Origin of the sequence: Streptomyces sp. ITFR-6 (assembly GCF_031844725.1) — a bacterium.
Classification (GTDB): Bacteria; Actinomycetota; Actinomycetes; order Streptomycetales; family Streptomycetaceae; genus Streptomyces.
Map to the genome: position 1 here is coordinate 3,585,649 of NZ_CP134612.1, position 22,886 is coordinate 3,608,534.

Annotated in this window: 24 protein-coding genes and 1 pseudogene; 12 read left to right on the forward strand and 13 right to left on the reverse strand. The window is 70.3% G+C overall.

The features are described 5' to 3' along the window. Nucleotides 1–10: 10 nt before the first annotated feature. Nucleotides 11–445: an alternative ribosome rescue aminoacyl-tRNA hydrolase ArfB gene (arfB, locus tag RLT59_RS16260; protein ID WP_311304060.1), complete on the reverse strand. Its 435-nt coding sequence runs from the start codon at nt 443–445 to the stop codon at nt 11–13. A gap of 183 nt (nt 446–628) precedes the next feature. On the opposite strand from arfB, the gene RLT59_RS16265 reads away from it, so the two are divergent. Together RLT59_RS16265 and RLT59_RS16270 are read left to right on the forward strand one after the other, a co-directional pair. Further along, complete coding sequence (locus tag RLT59_RS16265; RefSeq protein WP_311304061.1) at nt 629–1,204, forward strand: TerD family protein; 576 nt, start codon at nt 629–631, stop codon at nt 1,202–1,204. Between the two features lie 292 nt (nt 1,205–1,496). Continuing rightward, nucleotides 1,497–3,068, forward strand: a complete 1,572-nt coding sequence (locus RLT59_RS16270; protein ID WP_311304062.1) for a M4 family metallopeptidase — start codon at nt 1,497–1,499, stop codon at nt 3,066–3,068. A 28-nt stretch (nt 3,069–3,096) separates the two neighbouring features. Here RLT59_RS16270 and RLT59_RS16275 read toward each other — a convergent pair whose 3' ends face one another. The 3 genes from RLT59_RS16275 to RLT59_RS16285 all read right to left on the reverse strand — a co-directional run bounded on the left by RLT59_RS16275 (nt 3,097) and on the right by RLT59_RS16285 (nt 5,817). Further along, nucleotides 3,097–4,461 carry a M1 family metallopeptidase gene (locus RLT59_RS16275; RefSeq protein WP_311307747.1) on the reverse strand — a complete coding sequence of 455 codons (1,365 nt, stop codon included), beginning with the start codon at nt 4,459–4,461 and terminating at the stop codon, nt 3,097–3,099. A 180-nt stretch (nt 4,462–4,641) separates the two neighbouring features. Further along, entirely contained in the window at nt 4,642–5,238 is a 597-nt protein-coding gene (locus RLT59_RS16280; RefSeq protein WP_311304063.1) for an ankyrin repeat domain-containing protein, read from the reverse strand. Nucleotides 5,239–5,262: 24 nt separating this feature from the next. Next, entirely contained in the window at nt 5,263–5,817 is a 555-nt protein-coding gene (locus tag RLT59_RS16285; protein WP_311304064.1) for a GlcG/HbpS family heme-binding protein, read from the reverse strand. Between the two features lie 231 nt (nt 5,818–6,048). Here RLT59_RS16285 and RLT59_RS16290 point away from each other — a divergent pair, with 231 nt between their 5' ends. Further along, on the forward strand, nt 6,049–7,296 hold the full coding sequence (locus tag RLT59_RS16290) for a sensor histidine kinase (protein ID WP_311304065.1): 1,248 nt from the start codon (nt 6,049–6,051) through the stop codon (nt 7,294–7,296). Nucleotides 7,297–7,367: 71 nt separating this feature from the next. Then, entirely contained in the window at nt 7,368–8,030 is a 663-nt protein-coding gene (locus RLT59_RS16295; protein ID WP_311304066.1) for a response regulator, read from the forward strand. 118 nt (nt 8,031–8,148) lie between these two features. Here the strand turns inward: RLT59_RS16295 and RLT59_RS16300 are convergent, their stop codons facing one another. Next, nucleotides 8,149–8,514, reverse strand: coding sequence for a hypothetical protein (locus RLT59_RS16300; protein ID WP_311304067.1), 366 nt, complete (start codon nt 8,512–8,514; stop codon nt 8,149–8,151). Between the two features lie 14 nt (nt 8,515–8,528). Continuing rightward, nucleotides 8,529–9,776, reverse strand: coding sequence for an NsdA family TPR-like regulatory protein (locus tag RLT59_RS16305; protein ID WP_399126905.1), 1,248 nt, complete (start codon nt 9,774–9,776; stop codon nt 8,529–8,531). A gap of 859 nt (nt 9,777–10,635) precedes the next feature. On the opposite strand from RLT59_RS16305, the pseudogene RLT59_RS16315 reads away from it, so the two are divergent. Then, nucleotides 10,636–11,163: pseudogene (locus RLT59_RS16315) on the forward strand (DinB family protein). A 69-nt stretch (nt 11,164–11,232) separates the two neighbouring features. Here the strand turns inward: RLT59_RS16315 and RLT59_RS16320 are convergent. The 4 genes from RLT59_RS16320 to RLT59_RS16335 form a co-directional block, all read right to left on the reverse strand. Next, a complete protein-coding gene (locus tag RLT59_RS16320; protein ID WP_399125529.1) occupies nt 11,233–11,481 on the reverse strand; it encodes a transposase in 249 nt (82 codons plus the stop codon). A gap of 178 nt (nt 11,482–11,659) precedes the next feature. After that, on the reverse strand, nt 11,660–12,496 hold the full coding sequence (locus RLT59_RS16325) for a hypothetical protein (RefSeq protein WP_311304069.1): 837 nt from the start codon (nt 12,494–12,496) through the stop codon (nt 11,660–11,662). Nucleotides 12,497–12,928: 432 nt separating this feature from the next. Further along, nucleotides 12,929–13,138: a DUF397 domain-containing protein gene (locus tag RLT59_RS16330; RefSeq protein ID WP_311304070.1), complete on the reverse strand. Its 210-nt coding sequence runs from the start codon at nt 13,136–13,138 to the stop codon at nt 12,929–12,931. Further along, nucleotides 13,135–13,965: a helix-turn-helix domain-containing protein gene (locus RLT59_RS16335; RefSeq protein ID WP_311304071.1), complete on the reverse strand. Its 831-nt coding sequence runs from the start codon at nt 13,963–13,965 to the stop codon at nt 13,135–13,137. The genes RLT59_RS16330 and RLT59_RS16335 overlap by 4 nt, the downstream gene beginning before the upstream one ends. A gap of 103 nt (nt 13,966–14,068) precedes the next feature. On the opposite strand from RLT59_RS16335, the gene RLT59_RS16340 reads away from it, so the two are divergent. From RLT59_RS16340 to RLT59_RS16350, 3 genes are all read left to right on the forward strand, one after another. Further along, nucleotides 14,069–14,350, forward strand: coding sequence for a hypothetical protein (locus RLT59_RS16340; RefSeq protein ID WP_311304072.1), 282 nt, complete (start codon nt 14,069–14,071; stop codon nt 14,348–14,350). A 70-nt stretch (nt 14,351–14,420) separates the two neighbouring features. Then, nucleotides 14,421–14,759, forward strand: coding sequence for a hypothetical protein (locus RLT59_RS16345; RefSeq protein ID WP_311304073.1), 339 nt, complete (start codon nt 14,421–14,423; stop codon nt 14,757–14,759). 80 nt (nt 14,760–14,839) lie between these two features. Continuing rightward, entirely contained in the window at nt 14,840–15,337 is a 498-nt protein-coding gene (locus RLT59_RS16350) for a hypothetical protein (RefSeq protein ID WP_311304074.1), read from the forward strand. A 31-nt stretch (nt 15,338–15,368) separates the two neighbouring features. Here the strand turns inward: RLT59_RS16350 and RLT59_RS16355 are convergent, their stop codons facing one another. Continuing rightward, a complete protein-coding gene (locus tag RLT59_RS16355; RefSeq protein ID WP_311304075.1) occupies nt 15,369–16,076 on the reverse strand; it encodes a pentapeptide repeat-containing protein in 708 nt (235 codons plus the stop codon). Nucleotides 16,077–16,294: 218 nt separating this feature from the next. Here RLT59_RS16355 and RLT59_RS16360 point away from each other — a divergent pair, with 218 nt between their 5' ends. Continuing rightward, a complete protein-coding gene (locus RLT59_RS16360) occupies nt 16,295–17,296 on the forward strand; it encodes a zinc-binding dehydrogenase (RefSeq protein WP_311304076.1) in 1,002 nt (333 codons plus the stop codon). An 18-nt stretch (nt 17,297–17,314) separates the two neighbouring features. On the opposite strand, the gene RLT59_RS16365 is transcribed toward RLT59_RS16360, so the two are convergent. Then, nucleotides 17,315–17,788 (reverse strand): GNAT family N-acetyltransferase, encoded by a 474-nt coding sequence (locus tag RLT59_RS16365; protein ID WP_399125533.1) that lies wholly within the window; start codon nt 17,786–17,788, stop codon nt 17,315–17,317. A gap of 34 nt (nt 17,789–17,822) precedes the next feature. Beyond that, nucleotides 17,823–18,794 (reverse strand): aminoglycoside phosphotransferase family protein, encoded by a 972-nt coding sequence (locus RLT59_RS16370; protein WP_399125535.1) that lies wholly within the window; start codon nt 18,792–18,794, stop codon nt 17,823–17,825. Here RLT59_RS16370 and RLT59_RS16375 point away from each other — a divergent pair. The 3 genes from RLT59_RS16375 (at nt 18,780) to RLT59_RS16385 (ending at nt 22,836) form a co-directional block, all read left to right on the forward strand. After that, the gene (locus RLT59_RS16375; RefSeq protein ID WP_311307748.1) at nt 18,780–19,454 is read left to right on the forward strand and encodes a rhomboid-like protein; all 675 of its coding nucleotides are present in this window, start codon (nt 18,780–18,782) and stop codon (nt 19,452–19,454) included. The genes RLT59_RS16370 and RLT59_RS16375 overlap by 15 nt on opposite strands. A gap of 76 nt (nt 19,455–19,530) precedes the next feature. Beyond that, entirely contained in the window at nt 19,531–20,931 is a 1,401-nt protein-coding gene (locus tag RLT59_RS16380; protein WP_311304079.1) for an NAD(P)/FAD-dependent oxidoreductase, read from the forward strand. 171 nt (nt 20,932–21,102) lie between these two features. Next, nucleotides 21,103–22,836, forward strand: coding sequence for a PE-PGRS family protein (locus RLT59_RS16385; protein ID WP_311304080.1), 1,734 nt, complete (start codon nt 21,103–21,105; stop codon nt 22,834–22,836). Nucleotides 22,837–22,886 lie beyond the last annotated feature (50 nt).

Below are 22,886 nucleotides of genomic sequence, written 5' to 3' on the forward strand. Positions count from 1 at the left end.
GCCCCCGGCTCTACCAGTCGCGCCCGGAGCGGCCGCGCTTGGTGTCGCCGCGCTGCTTCTTCTCGCGCAGCCTGCGCTCGTTGATGCCGCGCGGGATCTTGCGCTTGCGGCGCGGTTTGGGGGGCGGTGCCGTGGCCTCGGCCAGCAGTGAGGTGAGCCGTACGGCGGCCGTCTCGCGGTTGCGCCACTGCGAGCGGTGCTCCGAGGAGCGGACCGACACCACCCCGTTGACCAGCCGGCCCTCCAGCCGCTCCAGGGCGCGCTCCTTCCACACCTCGGGCAGCGCCTCGGTCGCCGCGAGGTCGAAGCGCAGCTCGACCTGGGAGTCAGTGGTGTTGACGTGCTGCCCTCCGGGCCCGGAGGACCGCGAGAAACGCCACATGAGCTCGGCCTCCGGCAGGGAGACCGCACCGCGGATGACATAGGGCCCGGACATGACACCCATGTTCCCTGGCCCACCGGGTGTTCGTCACCTTCTTTACGACGGTCGCGCGGTCGCACCCCGGGACCGTTCGGTAAAGAAAGCAAAGGCGGAAGGAACCTCTCGGTCCCTTGTCCGCGTTATGAAGGGTGACGGTAGCTTCGTGACGACACGAAGCCCGCACACGACAGATGAAAGGGACTTCCCATGGCAGTAAGCCTGTCCAAGGGCGGCAACGTCTCCCTCACCAAGGAGGCCCCCGGCCTCACCGCCGTCACGGTCGGCCTCGGCTGGGACGTCCGTACCACCACCGGCACGGACTTCGACCTCGACGCCTCCGCGATCGCGGTCAACGCCGCCGGGAAGGTCTTCTCCGACGGTCACTTCGTCTTCTTCAACAACAAGGCGACGCCGGACCAGACCATCGTGCACACCGGTGACAACGTCACGGGTGAGGGCGATGGCGACGACGAGCAGATCAACGTCAACCTGGCGGGCCTGCCGGTGGACATCGACAAGATCGTCTTCCCGGTGTCGATCTACGACGCCGAGACCCGCAGCCAGAACTTCGGCCAGGTGCGCAACGCCTACATCCGCATCCTCAACCAGGCCGGCGGCGCCGAGATCGCCCGCTACGACCTGAGCGAGGACGCCGCCACCGAGACCGCCATGGTCTTCGGCGAGCTGTACCGCAACGGTGCCGAGTGGAAGTTCCGTGCCGTCGGCCAGGGTTACGCCTCCGGCCTGCGCGGCATCGCGCAGGACTTCGGCGTCACTCTCTGACGCTCCGTCCCACCGCTTCACCGGAGCCCCCGGCCGAACGTCCTGCGGCCGGGGGCTCCGGCGTGTCCGCACACCACTGATCGCCATACCATCGATCTTCCCCAACGCGGCGCACGACACCCGGTTTTGCCCAATCGATGGAAGTCCGCCGGATAGCGGACACAGATGTACCCCAGTCGGACAAGAACTGGTCAAAAAATTGTGAGGTAATTGTTGGTACACCGTCAATGTCGGTCATTCGGTGGCACGCTCTCCGCTCGTAACCCCCCACGGAACGAGCAACGGAGAACCCATGACCCCCCACATGAACACCCGTCGCGCCGCAGCCCTGGCCGCCGTGGCCGCGATGGTCGTCGTCGGAGTGCAGACCGGTACCGCGAACGCCCGGACGGCCGCCCCCGACAACGGCTCCTCCGCCTCCTCCCCCGCCTTCAGCGCCGCCGCCGCGCGCACCACGGCCATCAAGTCGGCCCAGACCGAAGCCTCTTCGACCGCAGCCACGCTCAAGCTCGGCGGCAAGGAGAAGCTGATCGCCCGTGACGTGATCAAGGACGCCAAGGGCACCGTCCACACCCGCTACGAGCGCACCTACGCCGGACTGCCCGTCATCGGCGGCGACCTCGTCACCCACACCGCGAGCAACGGCAAGCTCAAGAGCGTCACCAAGGCGACGGACGCCAAGATATCCGTGCCGTCCACGACGGCGAAGATCAAGACGGTGGCCGGCGCCCGCAAGGTGATCTGGGCGGGCGGCTCCAAGCCGGTACTCGCACTCGAATCGACGAAGACCGGGGTGCAGAAGGACGGCACCCCGAGCCGCAAGCGCATCCTCACCGACGCCACCACCGGCAAGGTCCTGCACAGCTACGAGGAGATCGAGACCGCCGGAGTCGGCAACAGCCAGTACAGCGGCAAGGTGGACCTGTCCACCACCGAGTCCGGTTCGGGCTTCGAGCTGACCGACGGCGACCGGGGCGGCCACAAGACGTACGACCTGAACCAGGGCGAGAGCGGCACCGGCGACCTGGTCACCGACGACGACAACACGTGGGGCGACGGCACCGGCAACGACCGCCAGACCGCCGCGGTCGACGCCCACTACGGCGCCGCCGAGACCTGGGACTTCTACAAGGACGTGCTCGGCCGCGACGGCATCGCGGGCGACGGCAAGGCCGCGTACTCCCGGGTCCACTACGGCGACGCGTACGTCAACGCGTTCTGGGACGACAGCTGCTTCTGCATGACGTACGGCGACGGCGCCGACAACAAGAGCGCCCTCACCGGCCTCGACGTCGCCGGGCACGAGATGAGCCACGGGCTGACCTCGTCCACCGCCAACCTGGACTACGTGGGTGAGTCCGGTGGCCTCAACGAGGCGACCAGCGACATCTTCGGCACCTCGGTGGAGTTCTACGCCGACAACGCCACCGACGTCGGTGACTACCTCATCGGCGAGAAGATCGACATCAACGGCGACGGCACCCCGCTGCGTTACATGGACGAGCCGAGCAAGGACGGCGGCTCGGCCGACTACTGGAGCAGCAGCGTCGGCAACGAGGACGTGCACTACTCGTCCGGTGTCGCCAACCACTTCTTCTACCTGCTGGCCGAGGGCAGCGGCGCGAAGACCATCAACGGCGTCGACTACGACTCCCCGACCTCCGACGGCTCCACCGTCACCGGCATCGGCCGGGACAAGGCCATCCAGATCTGGTACAAGGCCCTCTCCGAGTACATGACCTCCTCCACCGACTACGCGGACGCCCGCACCGCGACCGAGAAGGCCGCGACCGACCTCTACGGCGCGGACAGCGCAGAGCTGAAGGCCGTGGACGCCGCCTGGACCGGCGTCAACGTGAAGTAACACCCGCTCCGTTGCTCCCGGGAGCCGGTCAGCCGTTCGCGGCGGGCCGGCTCTCGCCGTACAGCCACTTCTTCCACAGCTCCGTCAGATCGAGGCCGGTCGTCTTCTCCACGTAGGCGGTGAACTCCGCCGTGGTGGCGTTGCCGTGCCGGTGGGCCTTCGTCCAGCCCGCGAGCAGCGCGAAGAACTTCTTGTCGTCGTCGACCGCCTCGCGGATCTTGTGGACCACCATGGCGCCCCGCCCGTAGACCGGCGGGTCCGAGATGTTGGCCGCGGACGGCGGATCGGCGGGCGGGAAGGCCCAGTTGTCGTCGTCCGCGTAGGCCTCGTCGAACGACTCCTGGGCCGGGGTGTCCTCCTTCTCCTCCTCCCACAGCCACTCCGCGTAGGTCGCCGGGCCCTCGTTGAGCCACATGTCCCGCCAGCTCGCGGGCGTGACCGAGTCACCGAACCACTGGTGCGACATCTCGTGGACCAGCAGCCCGACGCTCGGCGGCCCGGGGAAGAACGGCCGGGTCTGCGTCTCCAGCGCGTACCCGGCGTCGCCCTCGCGCTCGACGATCGCGCCCGTGGCGGAGAACGGGTACGGGCCGAAGTGCTCCGCCTCCCACGTCACCACCTCGGGGATCCGGGCCACGGTCCGCGCGCTCGCCTCCGCCGACTCCGGGTCCACGGCGGTGAACACCGTGATGCCGCCCGCCATCGTGGACGTCTTCGTCCCGAACCGGCCGATGGCCAGGACCGCGAGATAGCTCGCCATCGGCTCCGCGGTGTGCCAGCGGTACGTGGTGCGGCCCCGCTCCGTCGTCGGCGGCCCGGTCTGCACCCCGTTGGAGACCGCCGTCAGCCCCTTGGGGACGGTGACCGACACGTCGTACGTGGCCTTGTCGCTCGGGTGGTTGTTGCCGGGGAACCAGGCCATCGAGCCGGTCGGCTCACCGAGGGCGAGGGAGCCGTCGTCGGTCGGCAGCCAGCCCTCCTGCGACTTGTCGGGGTCGGTGATGGTCTTCGGGGAGCCGGAGTAGCGGATGACGGTGTGGAACGTCTCGCCCTTGCGGAGCCGGTCCTCGGCCTTCGGGTCCGTACGCAGCGTCAGCTCGCTGCCCGCCCGGTTGACGGCGGCCGGCCTGCCCTCCACGGTCGCGGAGTCCACGGTGAGACCGTCCAGGTCGAGGTTGAACGAGCTGAGGTCCTGGGTGGCGCGTGCGGTGACCTCGGCGGTGCCGCGCAGCGTCTGCTCATCCGGGTCGACATCGAGCGTGAGGCCGTAGTGCGTGACGTCGTATCCGCCGTTGCCGAGCTTGGGGAAGTACGGGTCGCGTACGCCGGGGGCGCCCGGTTTGCCCACCACCCCGCCTGTACAGGCGGGGGCGAGGAGCGCGAGGGCGAGCAGCGGGACGGCGATCCTGGCTGCGGCGGGCGTGACCTTGGAGGGTGCGGTCCTGGAGGGTTCGGTTCTGCGGGCAGTACGGGCCGTGCCGCGTGTCGGGAAGCCGTGATCCACGTCGATGATCCTATGTGCGGAATGTCGGATCAGGGGGATGCCGGCACCGTGCCGACCGTGTGACGGCTTTCACCGGGTGTCCCGCAACAGCGCCGCGATCTCCGCGAAGCCTCGGCGCTCCGCGTGCTCCAGGGCCGTGACCCCGTCGCCGTCCGGCAGCCCCGGCGTCGCGCCTGCGGCAAGCAGCAGCTCGACGATCTGACGGTGCGCCCGGCCGCCGTCACCGAGGATCACGGCCTCCAGCAGCGCCGTCCAGCCCAGCCGGTTGACGTGGTCGACGTCGATGTCGGTGACCCTGAGCAGCTCCCGCACGTAGGCGACATGGCCGCGCTCGCTCGCCGGGATCAGCGCGATGCCGCCGAACCGGTTGCGGAGCTTCAGATCGGGCCCGGCCGGGAGCAGCGCGTGCAGCATCGGGACGCTGCCGGTGACGCCCGTGGCCAGCCAGGGGCTCTCCTCGCGCCGGTCCTGCGCGTCGGGGTCCGCGCCCGCCACGACGAGCAGCCGGGCCGCTTCGACGTGATCCCCGTGGACGGCCAGGAGCAGCGGGGTGCGCAGCTCCTCGTCGCGGACGTCCACCCGGGCGCCGCCCTCGATCGCGGTCCGCACGGAATCGGTGTCGCCGGTGCGCGCGGCGTCGAGCAGCTGCTGATCGAGGGCGTCCATGTGTCTCTCCTGAGTCCGGTCCGGCTACTTGGCCAGGGCGGCCGCGCCGGCCTGCGCGAACTTCTCGTCGAGGTCGCCGCTGGGCGCCCCCGCCACTCCGATGCCCGCGACCGGAGCACCCTCGACCTGCACCGGGGCGCCGCCCGCGAGAAACAGGGTGCCAGGGATGTCCTTGAGGTTCGGGGTCCGGGCCAGCCGCTTGACCAGCTCGGAGGTGGGCGCGTTCCAGGACACGGCGGTGTACGCCTTCCTCTCGGCGGACTCGTACGCCTGCGGGCCCGCGCCGTCGCCGCGCAGGGTGACGATGGTGTTGCCGTTGCGGTCGACGACGGAGACGGCGACCTTCTGGTGCTCCTTCTCCGCCGCGTCCAGGGCCGCCTGCGCGGCCTTCGACGCGGCGTCCACGGTCAGGTGCGTGGACTGCTGGAGGTTCCGGTTCGCGGCGTCGGCCTTGACGGCGGCGGGCGCGGCGGCCGGGGCGGAGGCGTTCGCGGACACGGCACCGAGGGTGCCGGCCCCGAGCGCGGCGGCGGCGACGGCACCGGTCAGGACACGGGTGCGCAGCGACATCTTCTTCATGGTGGGCTCCTTGGAGTGGCCGTGAGTGTTCCTGTGGTCTGCGTTCCATCCTTGGGCCGGTCCCGTGGCCGTACGGTCGGCGTACCGGCTGGAGACCGCGCGCGGAACGGCTGACGGCCCCATCGGCCGATCGGTTGATGCGGACCGGGTTCTTCGGGGTGACGATGGAGTGTCCGCGCAGGTCAGCGACAGTGCGCGGTACGGGGCACGGCCAGGAGAAGGGGGTAAGAGGTGAAGCGTCGAAGCCGCTCGGCGCGGCCCACCCGCCGAGCCGAGGACGACACCCGGGGCCTCTCCCTGCTCATGCACGCCGCGTTCTTCCTGCTCCTGGGCGCCTCGCTGACCCGGTTCCTGCTGCGCCACCCCGGCGAGGCCCGCACCCCGTGGATCATCGGGCTGTCCGTCGCCCTGGCCGCGCTGTACGTGATCGGGCCGGTGCTGGGCTCCCGCCCGACTCCGCGCAGCCTGCTCTGGCTGGGGGCGCTGGTCGCCGTCTGGATGGTGCTGGTCGTCCTCGCGCCGAGCTTCGCGTGGTGCGCGGTGCCGCTGTTCTACACCGGGCTGCGCATCCTGCCGCCGCGCGCCGCGCTCGCCCTGGTCGCGCTGCTCACCCTGTTCGTGGTCGCCGCGCAACTGCGGCTGGCCGACGGTTTCGACCCGACCCTGATCCTCGCCCCGCCCGCTGTCGCCGCCGTCGCGACCGCCGTGTTCGTCCACATGCAGCGCCAGGCCGCCACGCAGAACGAGCTGATCGACGACCTGCTGCGCACCCGCCGCGAGCTGGCCGCCACCGAACGGCGCGAGGGCACCCTCGCGGAACGCCAGCGGCTCTCCATGGAGATCCACGACACCCTGGCCCAGGGCCTGTCGAGCCAGCAGATGCTGCTCCAGGCCGCGGACCGCACCTGGGACACCGACCCGGCGACCGCCCGCCGCCACATCCGTACCGCCACCGGCATCGCGGAACGCAACCTCGCGGAGGCCCGCCGCTTCGTCCACGACCTGGCCCCGGCGGACCTGGCGGAGGGCGGCGGCCTGGACGCGGCACTGCACGCGCTCGCCGTCCGCGAGACGGCGCAGGCGCAGGGCCGGCTGACCGTCCGCTGCCACGTGGAGGGCGCACCCGCCACCGCGCTGCCCGACCGGGTGCAGTCCGCGCTGCTGCGGATCGCCCAGGGCGCCCTGGCCAACGTGACCGAGCACGCGGGCGCCACCGAGGCCGCCCTGACCCTCACCCACCTCGACGACCGGACCGTCCTCGACGTCGCGGACAACGGCCACGGCTTCGCACCCGCCGCGCACCCCGGGGAGCCGGGCGGGGTACGCGGGCACGGGCTGCCCGCGATGCGCGCCCGGCTGCGTCAGCTCGGCGGCAGCCTCACCATCGAATCCGCACCCGGCGAGGGCACCGTGGTGACCGCCACCGTCCCCCTCACCGCCGGACCGTCCGCCGCCCACACCTCCCAGACCCCCGCATGACCACCGCCCTCACCCACCGAACCGGGACCCCTCATGACCACCGCCCTCACCCCACCGAACCGGGACCCCGCATGACCGCCGCGCACCCGCCCATCCCCACACCCGCCCCCAGGCCCGTCCGCATCCTGCTCTGCGACGACCACGCCGTCGTACGCGCCGGGCTCCTCGCCCTCCTCGGCAGCGAACCCGACATCGAGGTGGTGGGCGAGGCAGGCAGCGGCGAGGAGGCCGTCGCCCTGGCCACCCGTCTCACCCCTGACGTCGTCCTGATGGACCTCCAGCTGGGCGAGGGCATCGACGGCGTCGAGGCGACCCGCCGGATCGTGTCCGCCACCGACGACGCCCACGTCCTGGTCCTCACCACGTACGACACCGACGCGGACATCACCCGCGCCATCGAGGCCGGCGCCACCGGCTACCTGCTCAAGGCCGAACGCCCCGAGGAACTCTTCGCCGCGATCCGCTCCGCCGCCCAGGGCCGCACCACGCTCTCACCGCCCGTCGCCAGCCGCGTCATGGCCCGCATGCGCAAACCGCTGCCCACCCTCACCGACCGCGAACGCGACATCCTCGGCCAGCTCTCCCGGGGCCTGGGCAACCGCGACATCGCCCGCGCCCTGTTCATCAGCGAGGCCACCGTCAAGACCCACCTGGGCCGCATCTACGACAAGCTCGGCGTCGACACCCGCGCCGGAGCGGTAGCCGTGGCGAAGGAGCAACGGCTGCTGCCGTGAAGGCTGAGGCCTGCGGGCTGCGGGCTGCGGGCTGCGGGCTGCGGGCTGCGGACCGTCCGGCGTCACCGTGGATAAGCCCATCGGTCGACGCTCTGCCCCCACCGGCATCCAGCGATGATCAGCTGCACGCCTTCTCGATGGCCTCGAAGATGTCGGCGTCCGTCTCCTGCTGCCAGGACGGCAGGTCGGGCCAGTCCGCCACGTAGCCCGGCTTCGGCTCCTCGAAGTGCTTGAACATCTGTGCCGTCCAGCACGTCGCGACGAACCGGCTCTTCTGCTCGCGGGACAGCCTCGACGTGCGGCCGCCGCTGATCTCGACGAACTGCCGGACCTGGTCGTAGACCGAGCCTGCGGCCTCGCGCTCCCACTGCGGGGTGTCTGCCCACGGAGTGACGTAACCGGCCTTCGGCTCCCCGGGAAAGTGCTGGTGCACTCCCGCGATCCAGGTTTCCCGGAACAGTCGTGCACCTTCGGTCTGCGGCATGCCTACCCCTCTCGTCACGGCGTGCTCAGCGTGGCGATCTCCGCCCCCAGCTCCGCCACGCGGTGGTCGCGGCTCAAGGGACCGAACTCGTCGCACAGGGCTTGGAGTCTACGGACGACGTACCCGGACGCGGAGGCTCGGGCCAGGCCGATGGCCTCCCTGCCGCACGCCACAACCTGCTCGACGTCCTGCCGCTTCGCGCCGATGGCGGCCAGGTCGGTGAGCACTGCTCCGCGTCGCCGGTACGACTGCCCGGATGCCAGGGCTGTCTGCTCCAGGGCATCCTTCAAGGCGTTCTCCGCCAGGTCGAGGCGGCCGAGCCGTACGTAGCGCGATCCCCGTTCCTCGGCCAGCCGCGCACCATCGAACCGAAGCCATCCACCGTTGACGCTGTCTGCGGTGAGGTCGCGGACGGCCTCCGCCTGATCCATCGCCCGCTCGCACGCGTACAGGTCGCCGAGGCCCGCGTATGCCTCGGCTTGGACGGAAGCGACCCAATACCGGGTCGAGAGGTTGTTGTCCCCCCGGCCGGCCAGTCGCCCGGCCGCGTCGAGCACCTGCGCAGCCTGGCGGTAGCACTGCTCGGACATGTCAACGTAGGCTTGGCGAACGAGCGCGCACGCCCAAAGGTCGTACGCCTCCGCATCCTTGCTGATCGAAGCCGCGAGCGAGTACGACGCCGCCGCGTCGGAGTACCGGTTGCCGTCGAACGCGACCTCTCCGGCCAACTGGAAGAGGTCGGAGGCCGCGTTCAGAAGGGGGCGCGCGCTTCCACGGCGGCCCGCCAATGCCTCGTTCAGTGTCGTCAGCTGGTCACGGATGACGGGGTACACGGAGCCCTTGGATCGGGCCAAATGGTAAACCTGCCAGAGATGGCTGTTCATGCGTGCGAAGTCGGCGGGCACCCCCCGGCGGACGCCCTCGGTGAGGGCCTCGGTCTCCTCGACCGGGAGGGTGGCAAAAACCCCGCTGACAGTCAGTATGCGGAGAAATTCGCGGCGGATCATTTCGTCGGGGTCTCCCGCGCTCGGGGGCTCACTGAACTGGCGCCCTGCGGCCATCCGGTCTGCCGCTCGTGGCGGTGCCAGGAGAGCGTCCAGCTCCTGGAGGCTGACTTCGAGGGCGGTGGCCAAGGACCTTCGCTGGGGCGGCTGAGGCGCGACTTTGCCGCTTTCCCAGCGTCCGACAGTAGTGCGGTCCACACCGAGTAACTCGGCCAACGTCTCCTGGCTGTAGCCCAGGGTCCTGCGTCGTTCCGCCAGTCCCGTTGCGCCCCCTTCCCCCGGTTTCGGGGCCTTCGGTGCCCGTCCACGGACCTGCGTCAAGACTGCCGCATGGAGGCCGTGGAGACCTCCGACTTCGCGGGCTTTCCTGGATGTTGCCCCAGACGAGCAGCGGGATTCACAAAGGAGTTCGGTCATGACGACGAGAGACGAGGCTCTGGCGCGCGAGCCGGACGGTAAGGCGCGGACGCGGGTCCTGGGCTCTTCACCGAGAGCCCTCATGACCCTCCGGGTCTCCCACGACTCCGGGCGGACTTGGGGCCAGGTGACAGAAGTACAGGAAGACGAGAGTCCGATGGCCCTCGACAACCCCGGTCGCTTCCCGCCATGCACGTGCCCGCGCTGCGCGGACCATTCCCCGCGCCTTGGAGCCTCCTCGGGTGAAGTCGTGATGCGGTGCGCGCACTGGCGCCGAGTGCCCCTCGACCTGGCACGGGAAGCGCAGGAGAAGTCGGCCGCCACGTACATCGACAGAACGGTGCAGTGCCAGCTGTTCGCGCACGACGACGGTGAGCACTTCGGCCTCCTCACCGACGACGGCGCGCGCGGGACCGCGCTGTGGCTCCGCTGGCACGGGGCGGACGAGGCCGAGCGCGCGTGCTGCCGGACTGCCCGGTGGCCGCTCCAGGGCCCGACGGTGAGGGCTGCTGCCTGTTCACCGGCCACGCCGAGCAGCACACTTGGGAAGACGTCCTGGACGAGGTCTCGTGCACCAGGTGATCGCGAGCCCCCACAAAACCCGGAGCCCTCGCTCGCCTCGCAACGAACAGGGGGTATCGCGTGTTCGTCGCCAGCGAAGGCCCGGGAAGTTCATGGCGGCGTGTGCCAGGGTCCTGGCATGACTTCGACACCGGATGGACGCCCTATCCCACCCGCGCATGCCGGCGAGCGCGCCATGCTGGAATCGTGGCTCGACTTTCACCGTGCCACTCTCGCCCTGAAGTGTTCGGGCCTTAAAGACGATCAATTACGGCTGGCCTCGGCTGCGCCGTCGTCGATGACACTGCTGGGCCTCGTCCAGCACATGGCCGAGGTGGAACGCAATTGGTTCCAGCGTGTGTTCGCAGGCCAGGACACGCAGGCAGTCTTCGGGGAAAGCAACGTCGACGGCTTTGCACTTGAGGATGGCCGAGGACTCGACGAGGCCCTGGAGGTCTGGCAGGCAGAGATCGTTCGAGGGCGTGAGCTCATCGCTGCCGCCTCGCTGGACGACTCCGGTCGGCTGTCTGAGTAGGAAGCCAGCCACGTAGGTGACGTAGGGGTTTCGCTGCGCTGGATCATGGTCCACATGATCGAGGAGTACGCACGTCACAACGGCCATGCCGACCTGATCCGAGAGCGCATCGACGGTGTCTCAGGGGCGTGAAATGCGTTTGGCGACAGCTTGTTCGGCTGGCTCTATTCACCAGTAGTGTCGTGACACCGTCACCAGCTGTTACGACAACAGGACTCTCTTTCTGAGGAGTTGGAAGCCGACCCGGCCGAACATTTGGCGCTTGCGGATCGTGACCTGGTTGGCATCACCTTCGATGACACCCGAGCTCCAGGGGAGGGTCAGGACGGCGGCGACGGCTTCACGGTCGCGGTCGATGCCCGCGGCGAGCGTGTGGAGGCTCGGGAGGCCGTCCTGTCGCACGGCAGCGAGCCAGTCAGGCAGACGCTCACCCTGACGCTCGGTGAGCATGGTCGCGCCCCCGGCCCGCCGCCTCGGCCCGTCGCGCAGCTCCGCCCGTCGCGACCGCGTCGATCACCGCCGTCCAGGACCTCGACGCGATCGTGGAGAGCGCGGAGTGCTCCTGCGACGCCGGGGACGATAACCCCCATTGACCGACACGACCTCCGGACCGCGCCGCCGTTCGGCGTCACCGCCGTCCGCGTTCGGCGCGGGGTGCGAGTCCGGCGCGTACGGCGCTCATTCTGGCGTGTACGCCGTGGTCGGGTACGGCGTCTGTGGGGCCGGTGGGGGTGTTGGGGGTGTTACCTCGGCAGGGGGCGCAGAGTCCGCCGGGCATGGCGTGGGCGTTGCCGGGGGCGCGGCATTCGCGGCATTCCAGGGTGCGCAGGACGATGCGGGGGGTGGGGGAGGCTTCGCGGACGGGCGGGAGTTTGTCCAGGAGGCGTCGGCGGAGGAGTGCGGCGGGGTGGTGGATGCGTGGGGGCAGGCCTTCGGTGAGGGCGTGGAGGACTTCGGGTTCGGTGGCGCCGCGTTCGAACCATTCGGTGATCTGGGGTTCGAGGGTCACGCAGTCCGTGTGGGAGAGGGTGAGTGTGGGGGTGTGGCGTCCGAGGGCGGCGAGCAGGATGAACGAGCGGGAGAGGGTGGGTCGTTGGGATGTGCGCTCCTGGTCCTGTTCCGGGGGTACGTCGCCGCGGATGAAGGTGTCCCACCAGTCGTCGTCGTGCCAGGTGCGGGAGAAGAAGGTGCGGGTGACCCAGAGCAGGGCTTCCTCGGTGGCGATGCATTCGCTGCCCCGGCGCAGGTGGCCTGCTTCCTGGAGGCGGTTGAGGGTGGTGCGCAGGGCGCACTGGCCGTACGGGAGCGTCTTGGCGAGGGTTTTCACGGAGATGTCCGCGCCGTCGCACAGTCCGTCGATGTACGCGGCGACGGCGGCGTCACGGGGCAGGAGGTGCGCGAAATCATGGCCGGTGCGCGGGCGTTGGCCTGGCGCCGAACGCTTGCCGTACCCGGGACCGGCCATCGGGTGATCAAGCGTGGGGACAGGGGGAACAAGGGCAGGACTAAGCTGGCTGGCAGCCATGAGATCGCTCCTGACGATCGAAGTGGTCAGGCCCCCGTTAGGTGTTTCTGCACCGACGGGGGCCGTCTTGGTCCACTGCCGCTAGAGCGCGGCTACCCTCCGTGGCAAGTCGATCGCGAAAAGTCAACCCTCAAGGCAGGGAGGGTGGGTGGGCATTCAGACCCACCCACCATTCCGCTGAAAGAGCGCTCGGAGCTCGACGCTTGAGCCCCGAGCGTGAGCTGCGGAAAGTTCCCGCCGGGTGCCCCGAACCCGCCGCGTGCCACGATTCCGGCCAGTACGTCGAAAGCCCCGCCACACCCCCGACTCGGGGACACGGCAGGGCTTTCGACGATGCAACGCACACGGGGCCGGTGTACGCCGGTCCAGCGGTCAGACGGTGCCGAACTCCCCGGCCTTGACACCCGCCACGAACGACGCGAACGCGCCGGCGGGAAACCCCAGAGCCGGGCCGCACAGATCCTTGGAATCACGCACGGGGACCACACCGCGCGCAGGCGCGAGGTTGAGAGCCACCTCCACGCACTGGCCGCCGTCGGAGCTGTTGGAGGACTTGAACCAGTGGAAGGAATCGGTAGTCACGAGGTGCCCTTTCGTGCCTGGTTGATCAGAGCCACGGAGTCAACCTGCGAGAGCGCTTCGGCCTGTCCCTGATGGTAGGACGTGAACAGAGGCCCGACCAACCGCATGTCACGCTCCAACTGGCCCGCGTGCGCGGACTCCGCGTAAGCCATGTACGACCGGTCCACCATGGTGATCAGGGTCACCGGCTTGTTCAGCGTACGACGCTCACCGAGCATGAACGGGGCGACCTGCACAACGGTGTTCGGCCTGTCAGCGATCACCGCGAGGTGCTCCAACTGTTCCGCCATGACCTCGGGCCCGCCCACGTACTGCCGGATGCAGCTCTCGTCGAGCACGGCGTACACCTGCGGGAGCGGAGTGCGCGCGAGTGACTGCTGGCGGCGGGCAAGCAGCGCAAAGCATTCCTCCGCCTGCACTTCAGTGATCGCACCTCGTCGCACCGCCCCCGTGGTGACAGCGGTGGCGTACGCCGGAGTCTGAAACAGACCCGGCACAAGGCCCATCTCGAACAGGCGGGTCTCCGTGGCCTGCCCCTCCTGAACGACGTACTCGGGGAAGCCGTCGAGTATCGCGCTGTTCCGCGTCTCCGCGCCCTGCCGGGTCAGCGCTTCACCTGTCCCGAGGGCTCGGTCAGCACTTTCAGTGAACGCGGAAGTTGGAGGTCGGGATCCGGTTTCCACGCCGGAAATATGCGATGCCGAGTATCCCGAACGCCCGGCCAAGACCTCCTGCGTCCACCCGCGTCCCTCTCGCAGTCTGCGCAGACGCTCCCCGAAGGCGGCGCGGGGGCTCGCAGACGGGTCTAACCTCCCTCGATTCGCCACCTGTTGCCTCTCCATCATTCGGTCTTGCGGAGGTTGGAGGTGCCGAAAGACCAGTCCACGCTGGGCGCCCCGAGTAGCGGAATCACTACGGAGAGGAGTGGCGATGGCTGTGCGACATGTCCCGCTGGACGGACAGGAACCGCCCCCCGTCCCCGCCCCTGTTCCCACCCCCGGCACGCTCATGGTTGACACCGCTCGCAAGAATTGTGTCGGAGAGTTCCGAGGGGTCGCCGGCCCTTACTGGGCACTGCGACCGGTAAGCGGCGGCCAGGAATGGGAAGCCGAACCCCAGCACGTACGCCTCGCGGACGACATAGAGCGGCTGCACGCGCAGAACGCGCAGAACGCGCGGTGCAACGCCCGGAGCCGGGGCGAGGTGCTGTGAGGGCCACGATCCGCTCACCCCGCCTGCCCAGCCACATGACCGCCCTCACCAGTCCGGTGGCGGGCGCATCGTGAACAAGACCGCGAACGGCTGCGACGCCGTAGCCCGCACGCCCTGGTCCGAGACCGTGCGCGCGTACGGGCAGCAGCGCGACCCCGAACTGTCCGAACCACTTGCCTGCGAGCTGGCCGAGGGGCACCCCGGTGATCACGCCGACCAACTCGGGGACATGGGGCGCGGCACCTTTCAGGTGTGGGTGCGCTGGGGCTCGGACCAGGTCACCTACATCGCCGCCCCCACGTGCGGAATGAAAGACCCCACTATCGACCCCGTGCACCAGGACGTGTGCACGCTGTACAGGGAACACCCACCGGGCCATTCCTGGGAGATCCGAGAAATGTTCGACTGACGCCCACGCCGCGCCCGGAGTCCGACCTGGCCCCGGCTCCACCGGCGCGAGCGACACGCCGGGCATGACACCATCGAACCGTGCTCGATATCGGCTACTCCCTCTCCCGGCGCTTCCCCGATCCCCCGCAGACCGACTACCGCCGGGCGGACGTCCACGCCCTGCGCCACGATCTGTTCTCCGGGGACGTCTACCTCGCGGACACCAAGGAGGACCGCGAAGTATCCACAGGCTGGGGATGGGTGCCGGTGCTCGACTTCGCCTGGGCCCTGTGCGACATCGTCGAGCAGATCGACCAGGACCCCCGGGGCAACCGCTCGCACCGCCGCCAGTTCGCGGAGCTCGACTTCACCGAATCGTCCGACCGGATGCTCTTCGAGCGCCGCTTCGGCTGGGTCGACGTCGAGGCCGACTGGATGCCCGCCGAGGAAGCACCGCTTACCTTCAACCACGCCCTGCTGCGCCGCGAGGCCCGCGACTTCCTGCACGACCTGATCGCGGACCTCTCCGACATGCACGAAGGCCTCGCGGACAACCCGGTGGTCTGGGACCTCCAGGCACGCTTCCCCCGCCTCTGACCGGCGCCCCTTCCGCCCCCTCGGCACGGCTTCACGCCTCCACCCGCACCCCGATCTGCGCCGCGAACGCCGGAGCCAGCTCCATCAGCTGCGACGGGCTGATCACCGCACCCGCCAGCCGCTCCACCCCGCGCGCGATGTCCAGCTCCGCGACCGTCCGCAGATCCACCGACTCCATCCGCACCGCGCTGAAATCGGCCCGCTTCAGCACACAGTCCCGGAACTCCACCCGGTCCAGCTGCGCGCCACCGAAATCCGGCTCGGAGAGCACACAGCCCTCGAAGACCACGTCCTTCAGCCGGGCCTTCCGCAGATTCAGGTAGTCGATCTTCCCGCCCCGCACCAGCACCCGCTCCAGCACCGCGCCGTGCATCTGCACCCCGCCCAGGCGCGCGTCCACGATCTCCACGTCGCGCAGCGACGCCCCGGCGAAATCCGTGCCCACCCCCCGTACGCCCGTCAGCACCGAATCGATGAACCGGGCCCTGACCAGCTCCGTACGGTCCAGCGCGCAGCCCTCCAGCGCACAGTCCATGAACCGGGCACCCGGGCCCGACTCATCCGCCAGATCAACGGACTCGAAGCGCACCCCATCGTAATCCCCGTCCGGCTCAAGGCCCTCGCCGCCGTACGGTTCGAGCGGCGGCAGCCGCACCTCCGGGCGCCGCGCCGCCGCGACCCCGTCCTTACCGCCCCGGCCCCTGCCGTTCCCCTGACCGCTACCGCTGCTGCGCACCATGCCCCCATCGTGACGCACCCCACTGACAACGCCCCGCCATCGACCGGGACGACGGCATCCACCTCGCCCTCCGGGCCACCGAGCACCGCACCACGGCCTCCCCCTCCACCTCCACCTGCCCCTCCCGGACACCGCTTGACCTCAAGCACGCTTGAGGCCGAAGAGTGGGCTCACCGGCACCGGCACGACACCGACACCGACACCCCGGGGAGCCCACCATGCACGCCGTCCGCCTCCACGCCTTCGGCCCCGCCGAGAACCTCGTCTACGAGCCCGTCGCGGACCCCGTCCCCGGGCCCGGCCAGGTCCGGATCGCCGTCCGCGCCGCCGGCGTACACCTGCTCGACACCGCCCTGCGCCAGGGCATGACCGGCCCTTACCCCGCCCCCACTCCGCTGCCCACCGTCCCCGGCCGCGAAATCGCCGGCACCGTCGAATCGCTCGGAGAGGGCACCGACCCCGACTGGCTAGGCCGGCACGTCGTCGCCCACATCGGCAACGCCCCCGGCGGCTACGCCGAGCTCACCGTCACCGAGGCCGACAAGCTTCACCCCGTACCCGACGGCCTCGACGACGCCGAAGCCGTCGCGATGATCGGCACCGGCCGCACCACCCTCGGCATCCTCGGATTCACCCCGCTCGGACCCGAGTCGATCGTCCTGGTCACCGCCGCGGCCGGCGGCATCGGCACCCTGCTCGTCCAGTACGCCAAGAACGCCGGAGCCACCGTCATCGGCCTCGCCGGAGGACCCGCCAAAACGGGCCTCGTCCGCGCCAACGGCGCCGACCTCGCCGTCGACTACACCCTTCCCGACTGGCCCCGCCAGGTCCGCACCCACCTCGACGCCCTCGGCCGCCGCGCCACCGTCGTCTACGACTCCGTCGGCGGTACCACCGCACGCGCCGCCGTCGACCTCCTCGGCAAGGGCGGACAGCACGTCGTCTACGGCTGGTCCGGCCAGGGCCTCCACGACGGCCGGCCCCTCACCTTCACCGAGGACGAACTCGCCGCCCGCGCCATCACCTCGCAGAGCGTCCTCGGCCCCGCCATGATCCAGCGCGGCGGCGGCCTACGCGCCCTGGAGATCCGCGCCCTCGCAGAGGCCGCGGCCGGCCGCCTGCGCCCCGCAGTCCAGCGCTACCCGCTCGCCGGGGCGGCCGCCGCCCACCGCGCTCTGGAAACCCGCGGCACCACCGGCAAGGTCGTCCTCATCCCCTGATCCCCCGACCGCCGGAGGTCAGCCCCCGAGCTCCGCCAACGCCCCGTCCGTCAGCCGGTACACCGTCCACTCGTCCTGCGGCCGCGCGCCCAGCGACTCGTAGAACGCGATCGACGGAGCGTTCCAGTTCAGCACCGACCACTCCAGGCGCTCGTAGCCGCGCTCCACGCAGATCCGCGCCAGCTCACCCAGCAACGCCTTGCCGTGTCCGCCGCCCCGCCGCTCCGGACGCACGTACAGGTCCTCCAGATAGATCCCGTGCACACCGCGCCAGGTGGAGAAGTTCAGGAACCACAGCGCGAAGCCCACCACCTCACCGTCCTCCTCCGACTCCGCGATGTGCGCGAACGCCGCGGGACGCTCACCGAACAGCGCCTCGCGCAACTGCTCCTCCGTGGCGTTCGCCTCGTGCAGCGCCTTCTCGTAGTCGGCCAGCTCACGGACCATCGCGTGAATGGCTGGGACATCGGCGGCGGTAGCGGTACGAATCATGGGGGCAGCGTAAGCAGTACCGCTCCGCCAGCCGCTACCGGCCCAGCAGCCGCCGCGCGATCTCGGCCTGCTCCGGATCCAGCCGCCGCGCACCGTCCTCCGCGCCCCAGCACGCGTTCTGCAGCACCCGCCCCAGCGTCCACGCACGGGCCCGCGCCCGGTCGAGACCGAGCACCTCCGTCATCAGATCGAACCGCCACCCCACCGCCTCCGCGTCGAACCGGTTGACCAGCGCCGGAAACAGCTCGAACCCCGGATCACCCGCCAGCGGCTTCGGATCGATCGCCACCCACCGCGCCCCCTGCCCCGCCGGACCCGGACCGCCCCGCCCGGCCAGCACGTTGCCGAAGTGCAGATCCCAGTGCAGCAACCGGTCCCCCGGCTCCCCCGCCACCTCCCGGACCGCCGCCGCGCAGTCCGCCAGCAGCCGCCGCTCCTCCTCGTCCGCCAGCAGCTCCACCGCCCCCGGCGCCGCCGCCAGCGCCCGCGCAGAGACCTCGCCCAGCCCCCGCAGACCGCTCCCCGCCGGAGCCCGCACCGCCGTCAGCCCGGCCAGCAGCTCCGCGATGATCCGCACCGCCTCCCGTACATCCGCCGTCCCCGACAGGGATCGGTGCCCGTCCAGCCGCTCCAGCAGCATCGTCCCCGTCGCCGGGTCGTGGTCCAGCAGCTGCACCGCACCCGCCGACGCCGCACCCCACACCCGCAGCGCGAGCGGCTCCCCCGCCGTCTCCGCGTCCACCGCCTGCAACTTCAGCGCGGCCGGGCGCCCCTCCGCCACCCGCACCACCGGCAGCACCAGCGCGCACACCCCGTACAACGCCTCGCCGTCCCGGCGCAGCCCCCACCGCTCCAGGAACTCCGCCGCCATCCCCGGCAACGCGGCGAGGAACGCCCGCCCGGCCGCACCGTTGTACTTGGACTGAGTGGCGATCAGCGCATCCGGAATGTCAATCACGCCCCCGATCGTAGGAGCGTGCGTCAATCGGCTATGCCCCTGAGCCATCCCTCCCCGCCCACGCGGCCCCGCCCCGCACCCGTCACGTGGCTCCGCGGCGCCGGCTCATGGATCCGCAGCGCCCCCGGCACCTACGTCTGGCTGCTGGCTCTCTTCGTCACCACCGTCATCGTCCACCAGATGTCACCGGCCTTCGAGGAGGACTTCCTCCGCCAGCGCTCCACCAACATCCATGAGCTCTCCCAGAACCCCGTACGCGTCCTGATCAGCAGCGCGTTCTGGATCGACGGCGGCGAATGGCTCCCCTACGCCGTGCTCTACACCGTCTTCCACGCCCCCGCGGAACGCCGCCTGGGCACGCTGCGCTGGCTCACCGTCGTCGCGGCCGCCCACGTCCTCGCCACCCTCGTCGGCGAAGGCGTCCTGGCCTGGGCCATCCGGCACGGCCACGCGCCCGGGACCGCCGCGAACACCCTGGACGTCGGGGTCAGTTACGCGCTCGCGGGCGTCGTCACCGTCCTCACCTACTACATCCCGCGCCCCTGGCGGTACGTGTACCTCTTCGCCGTACTCGTCATCTACGGCGTCCCGCTCGTCACCGGCGCCACCTTCACCGACGTCGGCCACTTCACCGCGGCGCTCATCGGTCTCGCCTGCTATCCGCTGACCCGCCGCCACCACGAGACGAAACAGTCCCCCGCCCAGTAACGTCCAGCCACGCAGAGCACCGCACTCCACAGCCGGCCACACCACCGGCGCCAGTCACACGGACAGCAGGGGCAACATGAGCACCGTCAGTACAGCCAACGGCGGCATATCCTTCTGGTACGCGGACCAGGGCACCCCCCTCCCTCGCGAACCCCTGCCCGGCGACGCCACCGCCGACATCTGCATCATCGGCGGCGGATACACCGGCCTCTGGACGGCGTACTACCTCAAGAAGGCCGTCCCCTTCCTCAACATCACCGTCCTGGAAGCCAAGTTCTGCGGCTACGGCGCCTCCGGCCGCAACGGCGGCTGGCTCTACAACGGTGTCGCCGGCCGCGACCGCTACGCGAAGCTGCACGGCCACGAAGCGGCCGTCCGGCTCCAGAGGTCGATGAACGACACCGTCACCGAGGTCATCCGGGTCGCGGACGAGGAGAAGATCGACGCGGACATCCACCGGGGCGGCGTCCTCGAAGTGGCCTGCACCCCGGCGCAGCTCACCCGGCTGAAGGACTTCCACTCCGTGGAGATCGCCTTCGGCGAGACCGACCGCACCCTGCACGGCGCCCGCGAGACCGCGGAGCGCGTCCGGGTCACCGGAGCGATCGGCTCCACCTGGACCCCGCACGGCGCCCGCCTGCACCCCGCCAAACTCGTCAAGGGCCTCGCGGACACCGTGGAGGCCCTCGGCGTCACGATCCACGAGTCGACGCCCGTCACCGAGATCAAGCCCAAACACGCCGTCACCCCGTACGGCACGGTCCGCGCCCCGTACATCCTGCGCTGCACCGAGGGGTTCACGGCGGGCCTCAAGGGCGAGAAGCGCACCTGGCTCCCGATGAACTCCTCCATGATCGTCACCGAGCCGCTGCCCGAATCCCTCTGGGAGACCATCGGCTGGAACGGCCGCGAAACCCTCGGCGACATGGCCCACGCCTACATGTACGCCCAGCGCACCGCCGACGACCGCATCGCGCTCGGCGGCCGGGGCGTCCCGTACCGCTACGGCTCGGCCACCGACAACGACGGCCGCACCCAGCCCGCGACCGTCGAGGCCCTGCGCGACCTGCTCGTCCGCCTCTTCCCCACCACGGCGGGCACCCGCATCGCGCACGCCTGGTCCGGGGTGCTCGGCGTCCCCCGCGACTGGTGCGCCACCGTCACCCTGGACCGCTCCACCGGCCTGGGCTGGGCGGGCGGCTACGTCGGCTCCGGCGTCGCCACCACCAACCTCGCCGCCCGCACCCTGCGCGACCTGATCCAGCAGGACTCCGGGCAGGGCGGCCCCACCGAACTGACCGCCCTGCCCTGGGCCAACCACAAGGTCCGCCGCTGGGAACCGGAACCCCTGCGCTGGCTCGGCGTCCAGAGCATGTACGCCGCCTACCGCGCCGCCGACCGCCGCGAACTCACCTCGCCCCGCGCCGGAACCGACCCGATCGCGAAGCTCGCGGACCGCCTGGCGGGACGGGGCTGAACCGCACCGGGACCGGTCCGGCCCCCGTACGCCCGACGGACCGGAGGGGCAGCCGGACTGCCTCTCCGGGCAGACCCTGACGTGGGCCCCCCGTCCGGAGCACGCGACGCCCTAGCGTGGCACCGCACTGGTCCCGCTTCAGGGGCAACCGGTCTCGGCTGAGGGGCGTCCATGAAATCCCATGACAGGAAGCGTCCCGTCGCAGCGGCCGGCCAGGAGAAGTCCGTACGCACGACCGCACCCACCGGGTTGATGGGGGTGCAGGCCAGCAGCGGCAACCAGGTGGTCCTGGAGATGATGCGCCGCGGGCACGAGGAAGAGGGGCAGCGGCGCGGGGAGGCCGTGCAGCGCTCCGTCGACGCGGCCACCACGGTCCAGCGCGCGGGACCCACCGAGCAGGAGGGCGCCGAGGCAGCCGGACCGGCGCAGGAGAAGGACCCGAAGGGCAAGGAGATCATCGCCCGGCTCAGCCAGTCGATCGAGCAGCACACGACCCAGACGAACTCCAAGGCGAACATCTTCGCGCCCGGCACCTGGTGGCCCGAGCAGTGGATGATCGAGGGGCCCTCCCGGCTGCGGAAGACCCTGGAACGGCGGGTGATGCGGGGTCAGGCGTTCAGCGACGAGGAGCTGGATGACATCAGGGAGCTGTCCTCGGTCAACGCGAAGTGGCTGAAGGACGTCGGAATCGGCACCTACGAAGAGGCCAAGACCTACGCCAAGGGGCCGTTCGACAACTGGTTGAAACTGGACCCCGGCAAGCGCGTACTCACCGCGACGCTGGCCATCGGGAATCGTCCCGACATCGTGTCGGACCTGTCCGTCCGCGCACCGACGGACCCGGCCTACACGCTCGGCCGGTTCATGCTCACCCAGACAACCGGCACCGACCCGAAGAAGCGGAAGAACCTGGAAGCGGAGCGCAACCAGCAGATCCGCGACACCGCCGTCGACACGCTCCACCCGGAGGGCATAGCCCCCGAGCGCATGCACGACGGTTCCGTCCCGGCGGAGGGCACCCCGGTGGACAAGGACGGGAAGAAGGCGCCCGACTACGTCGAGAAGGACGCTCAGGGCCGCGAAATGCTCACCAAGATCCTGCTCATCCTGCGCCACGGGCTTCAGCTCTACGACCCGAAGCAGAGCAAGCACGTGAAGGACCACGAGCAGGACGTCATCCGTGCGCTGTCCCACGGCGGCCGCGTCAACGTGCGTATCCCGGCGCTGAGCGCGAAGGGCGATCCCGCCTACTGGCTGCCGCACTTCCTGGGCGCGACCCAGGACGCCACCAAGGGGGAGACCGCGGAGCACGTGTCCGAGCGGGGCTTCGCCACCCACCGCACCGACATCGGCACCAACAAGGGCAAGAAGGAACCCAAGTTCAAGGAGAGGGGCGGCGTCGCGGCGTCCCTCACGAACAAGCTCGCCGTCGGTGCCGCCCGGCCGAAGCTGTGGGGCCAGGACATCTCCGGCGGCGGACTCGGCTCCAAGGACTGGAACGGCGCGATGGTCCTGCCGAACGGCTCGTACGGCCACGTCCTGCTCGTCTACCACCGCCCGACCATGGAGAAGGACGGATCCCTCCAGATCGGCGTCGAGACCATCGCGCCGCACGCCGAGAGCCCCGTCGGCTACGAACACGACTTCCGTTCCACCGAGGCCACCTCGAACCCCGAGTCCATCCTGCACGGCCACAAGGGGGACAAGATCGGCTCCGGCGGCCTCAGCACGAACGAACGCTACGTGGACCTGCGGGACATGGCCAAGGATTCGAGCGGCGGCTGGCAGAGCTACCTGGAAGACATCAAGCAGCAGTGGGACCGGGACCTCGCCGCGACGGACGGCAACGCGGAGGAGCGCCGCGCGCTCTACGAGGAGCTGGTCGGCAAGCGCCTCCCGTCATAACGGCGCCTCTCTCGGCGGCTCCCGACGCCTCCCCGCGGCTCCCGGCGGCT